The sequence below is a fragment of the Paenibacillus sp. NPDC093718 genome, from assembly GCF_050279985.1.
Classification (GTDB): Bacteria; Bacillota; Bacilli; order Paenibacillales; family Paenibacillaceae; genus Paenibacillus_AQ.
The window spans coordinates 436,513-451,284 of sequence record NZ_JBNNUS010000005.1 but is presented as its reverse complement, the minus strand read 5'-3'; the positions used below and the strand labels follow the sequence as shown (position 1 = coordinate 451,284).

General features: G+C 48.6%; 17 protein-coding genes. 9 read left to right on the top strand and 8 right to left on the bottom strand.

The window, feature by feature from the left end; genetic code table 11:
• Positions 1-139: 139 nt before the first annotated feature.
• Both ACQKPA_RS17765 and ACQKPA_RS17760 read right to left on the bottom strand, forming a co-directional pair.
• On the bottom strand, positions 140-700 hold the full coding sequence (locus ACQKPA_RS17765; RefSeq protein WP_427493892.1) for a hypothetical protein: 561 nt from the start codon (positions 698-700) through the stop codon (positions 140-142).
• 128 nt (positions 701-828) lie between these two features.
• Positions 829-984, bottom strand: a complete 156-nt coding sequence (locus tag ACQKPA_RS17760; protein ID WP_427493891.1) for a hypothetical protein — start codon at positions 982-984, stop codon at positions 829-831.
• Between the two features lie 220 nt (positions 985-1,204).
• On the opposite strand from ACQKPA_RS17760, the gene ACQKPA_RS17755 reads away from it, so the two are divergent.
• From ACQKPA_RS17755 to queF, 6 genes are all read left to right on the top strand, one after another.
• Positions 1,205-1,657: a cell division protein ZapB gene (locus tag ACQKPA_RS17755; RefSeq protein ID WP_113056547.1), complete on the top strand. Its 453-nt coding sequence runs from the start codon at positions 1,205-1,207 to the stop codon at positions 1,655-1,657.
• A 53-nt stretch (positions 1,658-1,710) separates the two neighbouring features.
• Positions 1,711-2,415 carry an AIM24 family protein gene (locus ACQKPA_RS17750; protein WP_427493890.1) on the top strand — a complete coding sequence of 235 codons (705 nt, stop codon included), beginning with the start codon at positions 1,711-1,713 and terminating at the stop codon, positions 2,413-2,415.
• Positions 2,416-2,694: 279 nt separating this feature from the next.
• Complete coding sequence (queC, locus tag ACQKPA_RS17745) at positions 2,695-3,366, top strand: 7-cyano-7-deazaguanine synthase QueC (protein WP_113056545.1); 672 nt, start codon at positions 2,695-2,697, stop codon at positions 3,364-3,366.
• 1 nt (position 3,367) lies between these two features.
• The gene (gene queD / locus ACQKPA_RS17740; RefSeq protein WP_071223496.1) at positions 3,368-3,859 is read left to right on the top strand and encodes a 6-carboxytetrahydropterin synthase QueD; all 492 of its coding nucleotides are present in this window, start codon (positions 3,368-3,370) and stop codon (positions 3,857-3,859) included.
• Positions 3,852-4,643 carry a 7-carboxy-7-deazaguanine synthase QueE gene (queE, locus tag ACQKPA_RS17735; protein WP_427493889.1) on the top strand — a complete coding sequence of 264 codons (792 nt, stop codon included), beginning with the start codon at positions 3,852-3,854 and terminating at the stop codon, positions 4,641-4,643. Before queD ends, queE begins: the two co-directional genes overlap by 8 nt.
• A 67-nt stretch (positions 4,644-4,710) precedes the next feature.
• Positions 4,711-5,208 (top strand): preQ(1) synthase, encoded by a 498-nt coding sequence (gene queF, locus ACQKPA_RS17730; RefSeq protein WP_009591586.1) that lies wholly within the window; start codon positions 4,711-4,713, stop codon positions 5,206-5,208.
• A gap of 113 nt (positions 5,209-5,321) precedes the next feature.
• Here the strand turns inward: queF and ACQKPA_RS17725 are convergent, their stop codons facing one another.
• The 3 genes from ACQKPA_RS17725 to ACQKPA_RS17715 form a co-directional block, all read right to left on the bottom strand.
• Positions 5,322-6,227, bottom strand: coding sequence for an EcsC family protein (locus ACQKPA_RS17725; protein WP_427493888.1), 906 nt, complete (start codon positions 6,225-6,227; stop codon positions 5,322-5,324).
• 199 nt (positions 6,228-6,426) lie between these two features.
• A complete protein-coding gene (locus ACQKPA_RS17720) occupies positions 6,427-6,900 on the bottom strand; it encodes a Dps family protein (RefSeq protein ID WP_427493887.1) in 474 nt (157 codons plus the stop codon).
• A gap of 206 nt (positions 6,901-7,106) precedes the next feature.
• Positions 7,107-8,555 carry a potassium/proton antiporter gene (locus ACQKPA_RS17715; RefSeq protein ID WP_427493886.1) on the bottom strand — a complete coding sequence of 483 codons (1,449 nt, stop codon included), beginning with the start codon at positions 8,553-8,555 and terminating at the stop codon, positions 7,107-7,109.
• A 194-nt stretch (positions 8,556-8,749) separates the two neighbouring features.
• Here ACQKPA_RS17715 and ACQKPA_RS17710 point away from each other — a divergent pair, with 194 nt between their 5' ends.
• Complete coding sequence (locus ACQKPA_RS17710; protein WP_427493885.1) at positions 8,750-9,859, top strand: GNAT family N-acetyltransferase; 1,110 nt, start codon at positions 8,750-8,752, stop codon at positions 9,857-9,859.
• A 232-nt stretch (positions 9,860-10,091) separates the two neighbouring features.
• Here ACQKPA_RS17710 and ACQKPA_RS17705 read toward each other — a convergent pair whose 3' ends face one another.
• Both ACQKPA_RS17705 and ACQKPA_RS17700 read right to left on the bottom strand, forming a co-directional pair.
• Entirely contained in the window at positions 10,092-10,403 is a 312-nt protein-coding gene (locus tag ACQKPA_RS17705) for a hypothetical protein (protein WP_427493884.1), read from the bottom strand.
• Between the two features lie 77 nt (positions 10,404-10,480).
• Positions 10,481-11,143: a general stress protein gene (locus tag ACQKPA_RS17700; protein WP_427493883.1), complete on the bottom strand. Its 663-nt coding sequence runs from the start codon at positions 11,141-11,143 to the stop codon at positions 10,481-10,483.
• Between the two features lie 236 nt (positions 11,144-11,379).
• Here ACQKPA_RS17700 and ACQKPA_RS17695 point away from each other — a divergent pair, with 236 nt between their 5' ends.
• Positions 11,380-12,333 (top strand): hypothetical protein, encoded by a 954-nt coding sequence (locus ACQKPA_RS17695; RefSeq protein ID WP_427493882.1) that lies wholly within the window; start codon positions 11,380-11,382, stop codon positions 12,331-12,333.
• A 72-nt stretch (positions 12,334-12,405) separates the two neighbouring features.
• Positions 12,406-12,645: an NHLP leader peptide family RiPP precursor gene (locus ACQKPA_RS17690; RefSeq protein ID WP_071223505.1), complete on the top strand. Its 240-nt coding sequence runs from the start codon at positions 12,406-12,408 to the stop codon at positions 12,643-12,645.
• A 94-nt stretch (positions 12,646-12,739) separates the two neighbouring features.
• Here ACQKPA_RS17690 and ACQKPA_RS17685 read toward each other — a convergent pair whose 3' ends face one another.
• Positions 12,740-14,629, bottom strand: a complete 1,890-nt coding sequence (locus ACQKPA_RS17685) for an ATP-binding protein (RefSeq protein ID WP_427493881.1) — start codon at positions 14,627-14,629, stop codon at positions 12,740-12,742.
• Between the last annotated feature and the right edge of the window lie 143 nt (positions 14,630-14,772).

Below are 14,772 nucleotides of genomic sequence, written 5' to 3'. Positions count from 1 at the left end.
GATGTCGGACAAGAAAGTCTTTTACTGACTCGGAATTGACTTATTTCTACAATAAAACGGTCTGTACAATGGCAAATAATAAAACATAAATGCCTAAAGCAATCCCTAAAAATTTCATCCATTGGCTGGATCCAATGCGTTACAATTCGATAACGGCTGCACTGTTCGCTGCCAGTCCGGTCATTAAAGCAAATACAAGGATGAGGAATGCCAGCTTTAACGACATGAAGCTGATCAATCCGCTTACGATAAGCGCCGCCCCGAACGGCAGCTGAAAAGAACCGATCTTCGCAATGAATTCCTTCAAGTCAAGCTTCTGCTTCGTAACCATATTGCCCGTAAACCAGAAGGAACCCAATAAAATGACGGTTGAAAACAACCCCAGTAAAAGCGCCCGGCTCCCCATGCCGAAATTACTTAGCAAGGCCGACACCATGCCCAAGCCGGAATAGATAAGCTGCCTAAATCCAAGGCCAAACAACCAAAACCCGATGATGCTGGAAGCCATTCCGATCAAGCCGTAGATTAAACCCGTTTGATCTCCCCGCATATTTAAAGCACTCATCGGATTTTTCAATAGCTTCAGCAGCACCTGACCATCGACTTGAACCGTTGAGGCAGTCTTGGCATCTGAAGCTCCAGATGATGAGGATGCTCCACGCTCTTGTTCCGGCTCCGTCGCTGCCGCCGTGTATTTCATAGGATTCGCTGCGTTTTTATGCCAAACTCATATGCAAAAGAATTAAGTTCCATTCGCAATTAAACGCAAAAAAACCGGAGACGTTCTCCGGGTTTTAAAGGCTGTTGATTTCACTATACAGGGGTCTATTAACCTATTTCTGCTGCCGAAACGGGTTTATCTCCCATATGTCTTGATGTACGTTGAATGGGAGCGTACGTTACTTTATCAATTAATAATCCGTTACCCACGGGTTTTCCATTCACTGTAATCATAATTTTCTTCACATCGTTATCCTTCATCATGATTGTAATCTCCTTTTATCTGTTAGTTCATTTTATGATCATTCGTATGGGATGGCTTGTTGGGCGCTTACTTACATACATTACCCTTTACTGGAGCTAATTAAACAACTTGGCCTGCTAATAGATTCACTTCCATCGCAAATGTGGGTAATATATTAATAGAAACCTGTCGGAATCTGATTCGTATTTACTATAAATAATCGAATGGTGGTGGTCCCTCTTGCATAAGCCGACAAAATCCAAGCTAATTCAACTTTCTCTCATATTGCTGGTGGCGGGGATCGCGCTGCCGGCCGGTGGACGGACCGCCAGCGCCAATTACTTTAATAATTTGTACGATAATATCCAGCAGTTCTCCGGACTGCCCGATGAAATAAACCAGCTCAAGAGCAACTATAACCAAGCCCTGCAGGAACTTGATAAAGCCAGAATCGCTTCCGAACGGCTGCAGCAGCAAAATCTGACCCTGGCGGAGCAGAACTCTAATCTCGCGGAGCAGAACCAGCAATTAACCCAAATGGTAAGCCAGCTTCAAGAGGCTGAAGCCGCACGAAATCGCGGGGCGGAACGTATAAAGACCGTGGCGATCACCGCCGTTGCATTGGCTGCTGGATACTTTGTCATCATTCGCGTCCTGCGATTCGGCATGCGCCGAACAAACCGTTCTAAATAGACAAGCTTTTATCCAGATCCCTACCATCCAACCAGGCAAAAGGAGGCGCGGCCATGATTATCCGAATGGAAGATGCAGCCGGCAGCGGAGCGGGACAAGCGGTTACGTTCTCCCTGACTGAAGAGGACACGGCCCATGTCCTCCATCCTGACCAAATCGTTGCCTATCGGGGGCCCTCCTCCGGACGCAGCGACCGTCTCATGAACGTAAAAGGCATATACCGCAAGAAAAAACTGATTCGTGCCGATATTACAGGGCCCAGTCAGTTTACGGCTGCGCTCCCGCCAGGCTTCAATATGCATGAAATTGAGCTGGAAGGCGAACAGGACATGCTCTATGATTTTCGGCATGTTTTCTTTTATACCAAGTATGTTACGATGCAGACACGAATTCTTAAGATCAAAAACATGCTGGTCACGCGAGACGCGATTAAGATGAAGTTTTCCGGAAATGGCAGCATCGGCATTTTGACCCAGGGTCCGGTATGTAAAGTCAAGCTGCATCCTACCGAGCCGTTGTATGTGGACGCCGGGAGCATCATCGCCTATCCGGAAGCGGCCAAGCTGGACCTGACCGTATACGGCAATCATCTGGCCAGCCAGCATATGAATTACCACTGGAAGCTGACCGGTGACGGTTACGTGTTGTTTCAAGCGGGGCGCCAGAATCAGCGACTCGTGGACGAACTAAACGATGAGGGCATCATCAAGCGTTTTCTGCGGGAAGCAATTCCCTTTGGCGGAGTGTTTATCAAATAATCGGGCCGTGTTATAATGGAGGGCGTAATCAGACTGCATGCTGGATTCTAACATCCCATACGGTCACAAAAGGACAACAGAAGACAATCCATGCGCCTATCGCGGTGTGTGGGAGAGGTTCGTGAACTCCCTCTATAAAAAACTATCGTGTCTTATTCGGTGCTGCACCCTAAGAATAAGGCTTGTTTTTTTACGGATTCAGTTCAATGAACTTCTCTTTCTTCTACAGGTTCAGCCCTTTTGGCTGTTCTTAAAATATGAAGGATGAGAGGTTTTTTTATGCTTAAAAATGAAAAAGCGGTCGTTGTTTTCAGCGGTGGTCAAGACAGCACCACCTGCCTGTTCTGGGCGAAGGAACGCTTCGCCGAAGTGGAAACCGTAACCTTTGATTATGGCCAACGCCATAAGCTTGAAATAGAATGCGCGGCACAGATCGCCAAGGAACAAGGCGTGAAGCAAACCGTGCTTGATATGAGCCTGCTTAATCAGCTGGCACCGAATGCGCTGACGCGCAGCGATATCGAAATTGCCGAAGGCGACGGCTTGCCTACTACGTTTGTGGAGGGACGGAACCTGCTGTTCCTTAGCTTTGCCGCTGTGCTGGCTAAGGGCATCGGCGCCAAACATTTGGTCACGGGCGTATGCGAAACGGATTTCAGTGGTTATCCCGATTGCCGCGACAGCTTCATCAAATCACTCAACGTTACGCTGAATCTGGCCATGGATTACCCGTTCGTCATTCACACGCCGCTTATGTGGCTCGACAAGTCGGAAACCTGGGAGCTAGCAGACCAGATGAATGCGCTCGAATACGTTCGCGACCATACATTAACCTGCTATAACGGCATCAAGGGCGACGGCTGTGGGGAATGTCCTGCATGCAAGCTGAGAAAAGCAGGGCTCGATAACTATATGCAGCGCCGTAATCGTGTATCCGAAGGGGGCGTCTGATATGAGCCGCGAGCCCGGGGCTTTCCGCATTGTAGAGCATCTGCAAAAGCTTGGCGAGGACATCGATGCCGGAAGCCTGCGTTACCATCGGAAGCGGGTGCTTGTCTCCAAGGAGTTTACCTTTGATGCTGCCCATCATCTGCATTGCTATGAGGGAAAATGCAAGAACCTGCATGGCCACACATACAAAGTGGTCTTTGGTATCAGCGGTACTCCCAATGAAGTGGGCATCACCGTGGATTTCGGGGACATTAAGGATTGCTGGAAAACGGACATTGAGCCTTATCTGGATCACCGTTACTTGAACGAGACCCTGCCGCCAATGAACACAACAGCGGAAAACATGGTGGTCTGGCTGTTTGAAAAAATGGAAGAATCCCTCCGCAGCAGAGAATCGCACGAGCAACAAGGCACACGAACCGAATTCGTCCGCCTGTTCGAGACGCCGACCAGTTACGCTGAGGTCAGACGGGAGTGGATGATCGATGAATAACGTACATGTACAGCCTGAGAACGATTCAACTGCCTCCTCCCCGGTCATAGCAGTGGACCGTCCAATTCCCGTGATGGAGATTTTCGGTCCTACTGTTCAAGGTGAAGGCATGGTCGTTGGCCGCAAGACCATGTTCGTTCGTACGGCGGGCTGCGACTATCGCTGCTCCTGGTGCGACTCCGCGTTTACGTGGGACGGATCCGCCAAGGACACCATTTCGCGCATGAATGCGGGCGAAATCTGGCAAGAGCTGTACCGGCTGGGCGGTGAGCGCTTCGATCATGTCACCCTGTCCGGCGGCAATCCCGCTCTTCTCTCGCAGCTCGGCACGCTTGTGGATGAGCTGCACCGACATGGAATTACCGTTGCCGTGGAGACCCAAGGTTCACGCTGGCAGGATTGGCTGAATGACATTGATGAGGTCACCATCTCCCCCAAGCCGCCAAGCTCAGGTATGGATACGGACTGGGGCAAGCTCGATGATATCGTCTCCAGGCTGTCCGCTCGGGCGCCCGGCAGATCCTTCAGCCTCAAGGTTGTCGTATTTGACGATAAAGACCTAAGCTATGCGGAAACGGTCCATGAGCGATACCCGAACGTGCCGTTTTATTTGCAGACCGGTAATCCCGATGTAGGTACAGGCGATACCACTTCGCTGGTCTCCCATCTGCTGGATCGATACGAGTTGCTTGTCGATGCCGTCATGCAATCCGATCGGTTGAACGATGTGCGTGTCCTGCCGCAATTGCACACCCTCGTTTGGGGCAATAAACGCGGCGTGTGACGGTATCATAAAAAATTCGCTACGCCTTATTGAGCATTTATTCATTTTAATAAAGGAGCTACCTTATATGGCTGGAAGACAAAAAGAAGAAATGGAAGACGTTACCCTGCTCGGCAACCAAGGCACGAAATACACGTTTGAATATGATCCCGGCATTTTGGAGAGCTTTGACAACAAGCATCCTTACCGCGACTATTTTGTCAAATTCAACTGTCCCGAATTTACAAGCTTATGCCCGATTACAGGGCAGCCGGACTTTGCGACTATCTACATCAGCTACATTCCGGATATCAAGATGGTGGAGAGCAAGTCCTTGAAGCTGTACCTGTTCAGCTTCCGCAATCATGGGGACTTTCATGAGGACTGCGTCAACATCATCATGAATGACCTCATCAAACTGATGGATCCGAGATATATCGAGGTATGGGGCAAATTTACCCCGCGGGGCGGCATTTCCATCGACCCGTATTGCAATTACGGTCGTCCGGGGACCAAATACGAGGAGATCGCTGCGAACCGTCTGATGAATCATGATCTCTATCCGGAAAAAGTGGACAACCGATAGGTAGCCTTTTTCCTGAATGATGTCAGTTCTATTTTCCATAATGATGATGAAAAGGGTTGCCCACCTAAGGTGGGCAACCCTTTATTTGTCATTTTATCAGGAGGACTAAACGATTACAGGGGATATTCCATATTCTTAAGCCGGTAATTCAGACGCCGCTTCTTATACAGCATTTTCCCCGCTTCGGCCACATCGCTGATCGTCCCTTTGTTGCTGATCGAACCGAATACAATCCCGGCTATCGGAATCAGCTGAAACAGCTTCTTCATCCCGAAGTTATCGGTATAAGACTGAACGACTTCACGCCAACCCTGCAGTTGTGAGAATACCTGCTCTGTCATTTGTTCATCATCAAAAGTGGCGAGTTCCTCGAGCACCGCTTTTTTTCCCACGATATCGGCAGATGCAAACTGCAAGCACTTCACGATAAACACCCGCTCCCGGGGATCGTTCGGATCATAACCGTAACAAAGCGCCATCTCCTGCAGCACCTTGAGCGATTGACCAAGCACCATCGGCAGATCGGCCGCAATCGTAAATATGCCCCCGATTCCCGTGGCTGCTCCTTGCGCTGCGGCGAATTTGACTCGTTTTACCGTCAGCGTATCCGCTGCAGTATCCATGACTTGGAGCGGCAACTTCGCGGCAGATGCCAGCGTAAGCCCGGAAGTCGCCGCCACCTCCACTTCGTTCTCATCTTCTATGGATTCCTCCTGAGCGGACTTTACGGAAGGGCCGGAAACCGCATTCGGACCGTCCAATCCCGCTGCCTGTGCCAGAACGTTCATAACCGACTTCTCGCGAACCAGATGCTTCCCGCCACTCTGAATAAATCCGCCTACCTCATTCAAGGCGCTTCCGATTTTCTCTTGAACAGCCTTGGGCGTGAGGCGATCCAGCAGCATGAAAGGGATTCTTCCGAGCTTCTCCCAGAACATGACATCCTTCTGCTCTTTCTCCCATTTCAAAATCTCTTGAAGCTGCGACTCCAGCTGTTGTCGTGATTCCATCTCTGTCATCCTCACTACTCCTATTCAACATTAAAAGTAACTATAAACTGTATACGCAGTTCATTGAAGAAAGACGCAATAAATTTCAAATTTAATCTTACAACATCACACGCAAGGTTAACAAAAAAAAGAGAGCAACCCCAATCAGGTCGATCTCACTCTTTATTTTCGCAATCCGTTATGCGACGGCAAGCATACAGATGTGAAATTATTTACCCAAGAAGGCATTCAGCATCCAGGTATGCTTCTGTACGTCGCTGACCATGCCGGTCAACAGATCGGATGTAGCGTCGTCCCCTTCTTGATCTGCGGCTTCGATCCCCGCCTTCAGTTCACCGGCAAGCTGTTCGAAATCCGCAACCAGCTGTCCGACCATCTGTTCAGCCGTGTTCTCATTAGAAACCTCTTGCAGCGTGGCCAGGTTCAGATATTGCGCCATACTGGCTGCCGGTTTGCCGCCAATGGCCAGCATACGCTCTGCCAGCTCATCCACATAACCAGCTGCTGTGTTGTACAGTTCCTCGAATTTCTCGTGCAGCATGTAGAACTGAGGACCTTTCACATACCAGTGATAGTGGTGAAGCTTCACGCCAAGCATACTCCAGTTGGCTACCTGCGTGTTCAAAATTTGTTGAAGTTCATTGGTTGTCGTTCCTTGTGTTTGTTGGGTTAAGTTACTCATCTATATCGTCTCCTTTATTATTGTATTTAGACTTATTCTAAATCCTTGTATTAATCATAACAGATTCTTGTCTCTTTTGCAAAGGGAATCGGAAACTTAACAGATGAAGATAGGATGAAGAAATTACCTCCTATTTATACCTATCCTAATTTATTTTTAAGATCAACTGCTATGATGGGCATCATATTCTCCAGTTGCAAAAAAGCCTAAGACAACCCCAGGATCGTTTTCATTTCTTTCCGCTTTTGCTTGGGATTCATCACATACAAAGTATCCCCTGCCTCAATGACCGTACTCCCCTTAGGCGTAATGATACGCCTCTCCCGAATAATAGCCGTAAAGAGGATATCGTCCGGCAGATTCAGCTGCTGAATCTCCTTGCCGATAATGGGCATCTCCCCATCCACCAGAATATGGTTGATCTCGGAGTCCGTTTTTCCAAGAGCCATTAACTCTAATAAAGTCGGTGCTTTGCCCTTATCCTTCTCCACCAGCGAAAGCATTTGCGTGAGCGGAGAGATCGTGGTGCCTTGGATCACCGCTGAGGTCAACACAACAAAGAACACGACATTAAAAAACAATTCTCCGTGCTTGATTCCTGCCAGAACGGGATATGTAGCCAGGACGATCGGTACGGCCCCGCGAAGGCCCGCCCATGAAATTAATATTTTCTCCCGCATGTCAAATTTGGTAAACAACAGGCTGCTGAACACGCCGATCGGCCTGGCCATAAATATGAGAATCAGGGACAATAACAGCCCTTGCCATACGACCTCCGACAGCTCATTCGGGAAAACAAGCAGCCCGAGCAGCACAAACATGACGATCTGCATCATCCAGGCGAAACCTTGGTTAAATGCCTGAATCGTCTTGCGGTATGTCAGCTCGGTATTGCCGAGCAGCAAAGCCATAACGTAAACGGCGAGCAAACCGCTGGCTCCAAGCCAAGCGGCAGCAGCATAAGTCATCACGGCGAATCCCAATGCCGTTACGGGATATAAACCCGAGGAATCGAAATTGATGCGATTGATCACATATACGGCCAGCATTCCGATAAGAACACCGACAACCAGACCCAGTCCCATCTCCATTACGAACGAAAAAATAAGACCAATCAAATTCAGTTCCGGGTATTCGATCCATTCGATTAGGGACACGGTTAGAAATACCGCCATCGGATCATTGCTTCCGGATTCAGCCTCCAGCGTCATTCGAATCCGTTTCTTCAAATTCGTGCCGCCGAGAACCGAGAAGACGGCCGCCGCGTCCGTCGAACCAACAATCGCGCCAATTAACAGCCCCTCTTGTAACGAAATATCCAGAATGAATGCAGCGCATATTCCGACGACAACCGTTGTCAGCAAGACACCTATCGTTGCAAGTGAAATGGCCGTCCCCATAACCGGCTTGATTTCTTTGAAATCGGTCTGCATCCCGCCCTGAAACAATATGACAATCAACGCAAATATGCCGACCAGCTGTGTGAGCTCCGCATTATCGTAATAAATGAAGCGGCTGAGAATCATCCCGATGGCAATAAACAGCACCAGGGCGGGCATGCCGAAGCGAGAAGAAAATTTTGTGGTCAATACACCTGTCACTAGCAAGGCGCCGCATAATAAAATCATGGAATCAACAAAACTTGGCAAGCTCATCCCTCCGGTGCGTCAGATTCGTACATTATATTACCCGAAAATCATCGCTTCCTCGCACACAGTAAGTGCTCCATCGGTCAAAGATTAACGGCGGAGCTGGACAGACAATAAATTTGCAAACGTTTACTGGAAATTCCACGCCCAATGACTTTATACTGGTAACAAGCGACATACATAGGGGAGGCGTCAATCGAGTGAACATTTCTATTATGAAAAGCGATCAACTACATCAAGCTGTTGAGCTGTCAGACCGTATATTTCTGAAGCAGCCGGAACAGCCTTCTATGGGGGTATCCTTTCCTCCGATATTCTCGCCGGGAATCAGCCATTCCTACGGTGCATGGGATCAAGAGAAACTCGTTTCATTCATGGGATTCGTACCATTTACCATTCAAACTCGCGGTGCTCGTTTAAATGTCTATTCCATCGGCTCCGTCTGCACAGATCCGGAATACCGGGGTCAGCGACTCGCAGGCAGTCTCCTCGAACAGTGTATCCGTCATGGCGAAGCTTCGGGGGCATCCTTAATCCTTATTTCTGGCGGCAGATCCCTGTATACCCGGGCAGGCAGCCGTTTGTTCGGCCGGGCACTCCGGTTCCGTCTAGACAGGGCCGTCATTGAGCCCTTACGGGCGGTAACGGGAAAACATGTGCGCATCCGGGCAATGCAGCCGCAGGATTTATTCCACCTTCAAAGGCTAATGGAACAGCGGGAAGCCGGTTATGTTACCACGGCTTCGGAGCTTAACAAGCTGCTGGGTGCGAGCGCCTACTCCAACGTAATCCGCCTTGAACAGCAGGTGCTTGTTGCCAAAGAAGACGGCGTGTTGACTGCATTTGCCATCATCGCCGTACCCGGAGCTGTGATGACTCCTTCGAGAGAATCTACCCTTGTAGAATGGGGGGGAAGCCCTGAAGCGGCTGCGCTGGTCATAGCCGAGGCGATCTCCTCCTTCAACCTGTCAGAGCTAACCGTTCCACTGCCTTGGCAGGATAAAGAGCTGGCAGCGTTAATCCAATCTGCCGGCATCAAGCCTGAATATATTCAGAATGAGGGGACCGTGTATTTGGTTAGCGGCCCGGAACTGCTCCGTCAGCTGGCTCCCGCGCTGCCTGAGGGGTTGATTCAGGCAGATGGCGAGCATGGTCCTTACCGTCTTGCCTTGAACAATGAAGTATTGGAACTGGATGATGAGGGTTTGCTCTCGATCCTGTTTGATCCGGAATCCTCTTACCGGGCTAACGGAAGCGTAACCTTTGAACCTGTCCCTCTTCCATACACAGCGGGTCTTCAATATATTTGACGCAGATACTGAAGGTGCATTGATCCTTCCCCTAGCGGGAAGGTCATTTGCACCCTTTTTATTTGCTAGGTTATAGATCTGAATTTATTACCCGACAGTACATACCGCTGCTATTCATACCATCGATGGTCGTTCGCCTATTTTTAACAGGATATGTGCCCTTCTTCTCCGCTTCTACATAGGATGAAATAACCTATCTGATAGAAAGAGGTGCATGGCTTGAGTCATCATCCTAAAAGAGGCCTGCAATCCCAAACAATCCTGGGTATTCCAGGGCCCTTCCCCGGATACCCGTTCTATCCTTATCCATACTATCCACCTTATTATCCGGTCTATCCTTTCCCTCCGTTTTATCCGGGATATCCCGGTCACGGATTTCCTGGACACGGGCATGGACATGGCCCATGGCATCCTGGCGGACCGGGACACGGTCCGGGTCCGTGGCATCCAGGCGGTCCTGGTGGTCCCGGACACGGGCACGGTCCTGGCGGTCCCGGTTACGGGCCGAGGGGAGCGCAAAGACAGAGCAGTAAGCGCTAAACACTCGCTAACGCGCATAAATAAACCGCCCGGTTCATCCCGGGCGGTTTATTATTGTTAATCCATATCTATAAATGACCTTTACCGTCTCTTCGAGATCTCATCCCGCTCCGGACTTATGGCACCGCCATTACCATCACCATAACCTTGATACAGATTAGGGTCCGGAACCGCATCCTCCGTGGCAGCCGCTGCTTCGGAGCGTGAATCTACCGGCGCACCGGAACCGCTATAGGTACCTTCCTCACGGTAATGATGTTCATTAAGGGCGCTATTGCTGCGGAATATATCATATACCCGGCCACCGTTCGTTTCATCTGCATCCACCATGACCAGAATATGGCCTTCATCTACATAGCCCCCATATTCCTCGGCTTGCTCTTCCGGAATTCCGAGGCCAATCAGACCACCTACCAATCCGCCCGCGCCGGCGCCAACGGCTGCTCCCGTAAGGGTTGCTGCGATCGGGCCAGCCGCGATGATCGGACCAATGCCTGGAATGGCCAATGCACCTAAGCCGGCCAGCAATCCGGTTACACCGCCTAGTACACCGCCTGTAGCCGCACCGGATGCCAACCCCTCAGGTGCCTTGGTGCCGGTCTCCTCCTGAATATGAGAAGATTCTCCGCGATCTTTGGCAATGACAGAGATTTCATCGGCTCTGAAACCTTGCTGCTTTAGTTCCTCAATGGCCCGGGTTGCTTCCTGCTCCGTCCGAAAAGCTCCTACAATTTTCTGAGTCATATGAATTCCTCCTAATGGTCATTTTCGGTTATCGCTGTACATTCCTAACTTAAACGCCAGTCGCCATAATCAAACAAAAAAATCCGAAGCACCGTCTGTAATAGGCCTCCCCACAGCATCAGGAATCTCATATTTATCCAGTTTATAGGACTGGTAATATTTAACTTTTTGAATATTCATGTTAATATAGCAAGTAAGCACTTGTACCTTAAAAATAGAATAGGGTTGGTGATTCCATGAACTGGTTCAAGCCGTTCGAGGACGATCTTGCTGCCGCATTCGCAGTCTGCGAAGCAAGGTTATCCGAGCTCCCTGCTCCCTTGAATGAAATCGGTCTTGCCTACTTGAGAAAGTTTGACGTGTTCGAGCAGGACAGTTCCAAAAATTACATTTGTTATCTGCTTCCTTTCTGGATGAAAGAACTGACCGAACTCCCCGCCGATGTATACCGACACCTCTCAGCGGCCAACATTATCGGCATGTTGTACTACTTCATTCAAGACGACATAATGGACTCGCCCCATGACAGTCAGTCTTCCACAGATTCGAAACATCATCTCGCACTTGCTAACCTGCTGTATTACGAATTTCTTACATCCTATCAACCCTATTTTCCGGCAAACTCCGACTTCTGGTCTTATTTCAAAAACTACACGCATGAATGGTCGGAAGGCGTTATCCATGAAACCCAGGATGATTACTTCAAGCACAACCCTACCATGGTTGCAAAAAAGGCAGCTCCCGTAAAGCTGGGAAGCACGGCAGCATTGCTTTTATCTGATCAAGCAGGACTCATTCCACAAACGAATGATGTGATGAACCATGTTTTGCTTACCTTGCAGATGATGGACGATTGGACCGATTGGAAGCAGGATCTTGCAGATGGCAGCTACAATTGCCTGCTGTCTCTCATTAAATCGGAATTGGGACGACCGCGCGACACAAATCTGACGCTGACCGAAGTTCAAGAAGCTATCTATATCAACAATGTATTGAAGCCCTATGCAGACATTGCCGCAGCGACCCATGCCCATCTCTTATCGATAGATATAGACGCCCCCCATCTCATCTCCTTTCATCAAACGATGGTGGACGAGCTTCAAGCCGAAGCGAATCATATCGAAAACAGTAAAGAAACCCTTTCTTTTGGCGGATTAAACTATTACTTGTCTATTCTAAGCAAAAAATAATAGATTTTATATTTGTTCCATGGTATCCTTTAAGAGTAAAAAACAACCAATTTATTTGAAAGGGTGATTCTTATGACGACAGAAGCCATCTTTCAAACACAATTGATTCAAAAAGCCTGGGAGGATCCTAGCTTTAAGGCAAAATTGCTTAGCGATCCGAAATCCGCCATCAAGGAAGTTCTTGGAGTACGGATTCCCGACCACATCGAGATTCGAACGCTTGAAGAGAACCCTAACGAGCTGTATCTGGTCATTCCTCCGAATCCATCAGGCGTGATCAAGTCAGAAGCCAAAGCAAAAGCCATCTGGTAAAGACTACATAACAGCTTGGATATTTCATAAATAGATGTAATCGGCACAAAGAGTGGGGACGATCGCCGTCAAAGCGCTGCCGCAGCTTAGCGAATTATTCGCCAGCTGCTGGAAGCGTAATGACAGCATCCGTCCCCACTCCTTTTTTACTCGTAAAATAAATGCCTCCATTCATGGCCTCGATAATTCGGAAGGTCACCATCAGGCCAAGCCCCGTGCCCTTGGTTTTGTTGGAGAAATAAGGCTCCCCCAGCCGTGCCAACACATCCGGCTCCATCCCTTCGCCATTGTCTACAACATGAATAAATACCTGGTCCTGCTGGCGATAGCAGCGGATATGAACCAATCCCTCTTCGCCCAGCGCCTCGATGCTATTCTTAACAATGTTGATAAAAGCCTGCTTAAATTTCGAGGAATTCCCCCGAATCGTAATATCCTCCGGAATATCAACGGTAATCCTGCCTCCTTGGAGGTGGGCAAGCGGACCAAGTATGCCTTCGATATGCTTAAACTCCTCCGAAACCCGAAGCACGGTGTCTTTGCCGAATTCCGGTTTGGCAAAGGTCAAGAAATCCGTAATAATGCCGGATGCACGGTCCAATTCCACCAGAGCCAAATCCAAATATTCGCGTTCCGTGGCTTGGGCTTTTCCAGTGAGAAGCTGCAGGAATCCCCGCGTAACTTGCAGCGGGTTACGAACCTCATGCGCAACCGATGCTGCAAGCTCACTGATGATCTCCATTTTCTCCGATCGCTGCAGTTCATTGTTGAACATCTCAAGCTCCTTGGAGTATTGAAGAATCCGTTCGTGGTTTTTGGCAAAATGCCGTCCGAGAATGACAATCAAGGCAATAATGAAGCTGACAATCCCCCATTTCCAGAGGAAGAGATTGTAGCTGCCACGGGTGAGGAAAAATTGCAGCAGCTCGCTTAAGCCCACAACTGCGAAGACCGCAAAGCCTGCATTAAAAATAACAGCGTCCTTATTACCCTTAACGGCATAATACATGGAGCTTCCGACCAGCAATACAAATTGAACGATCATCACAACACCCATAACATGAACGGAGAAGAAATAATACAGATCGAACCATTGATTCGAAGCCCATTGATTAACAATCAGAAACAACCCGCAAAACAGCGAGTAAAATATCTGGAACTTGCGGAGTTTGCGCAGCAAGCCCTTCCAGCCGGGTCCAAAGATGGTTTCAAAAAAGAGACTGAACGAAGGTAGTAAGATAAATAATGAGATGTCATATAAGTGAGTGTAAATATTGCCATATTGATTAAAAATCGTATAAAGAAACGGGGAGTATGTAAACACCAGTATGCCTACAGATAAAATAATGCAAGAAAGGGATAATACGGCGACCAAATATTTTCTATTCAGAAAAATAGCGCAGATCAACATCACCAATGCGATAAATATAAAGGCGCTCCCAAGAATGATGTCCATTAAATTCGACTTGATAAACCGATTAAACATGTCCTGATAATCGCCGACAAGGATTTTTCCTTCAATCGTCACATGATCTCTAGCGGTCTCCAGCCAGATGTGAAGGTCCTTGCCGAGCATGCTCTGATTCAGAGGAAGCAAGATGTAATTAAGCTCATAATTGTACGTTCGGGTAGATTCGTAAATCTTCTCCTGGTTCGCATAAACCGCAACCTGCTGTCCGTGGAGCTTGTCAATCAAAATGCCAGGGGATGTGGATGCGATCTCGGGAATCTTCATATGAATCCACGCGGATGCCTTAGTATGCGGCTTAAAAGGCTTCGCATCACCGGCCGAAGTTTCCATCCAATCATTAATATGGACGGGCACGCTCTCCGGTATCCCCCGGGACTCCGACCAGAGGATTCTCCACTCCTTAATCGCTGCACGAACTGCCGTTTCTTCGGTGGCAAAGACAAGCCTGGGGAGCCCCTGGCTTAAAGTAAAAACGATGATCAGGAACACAGCGATTCTCCATCCAGACTTCATTGACGCACCTCAAACATTATAATGAGTGAAACTCTTACTGTGTTATTCGATGCAACAAAACCTTCCACCTTCTAATATTCGGAAAAATGATAAAATTTTCTATTATAGATATAACAAAGAGAGATACCGGTATGGCATCTCTC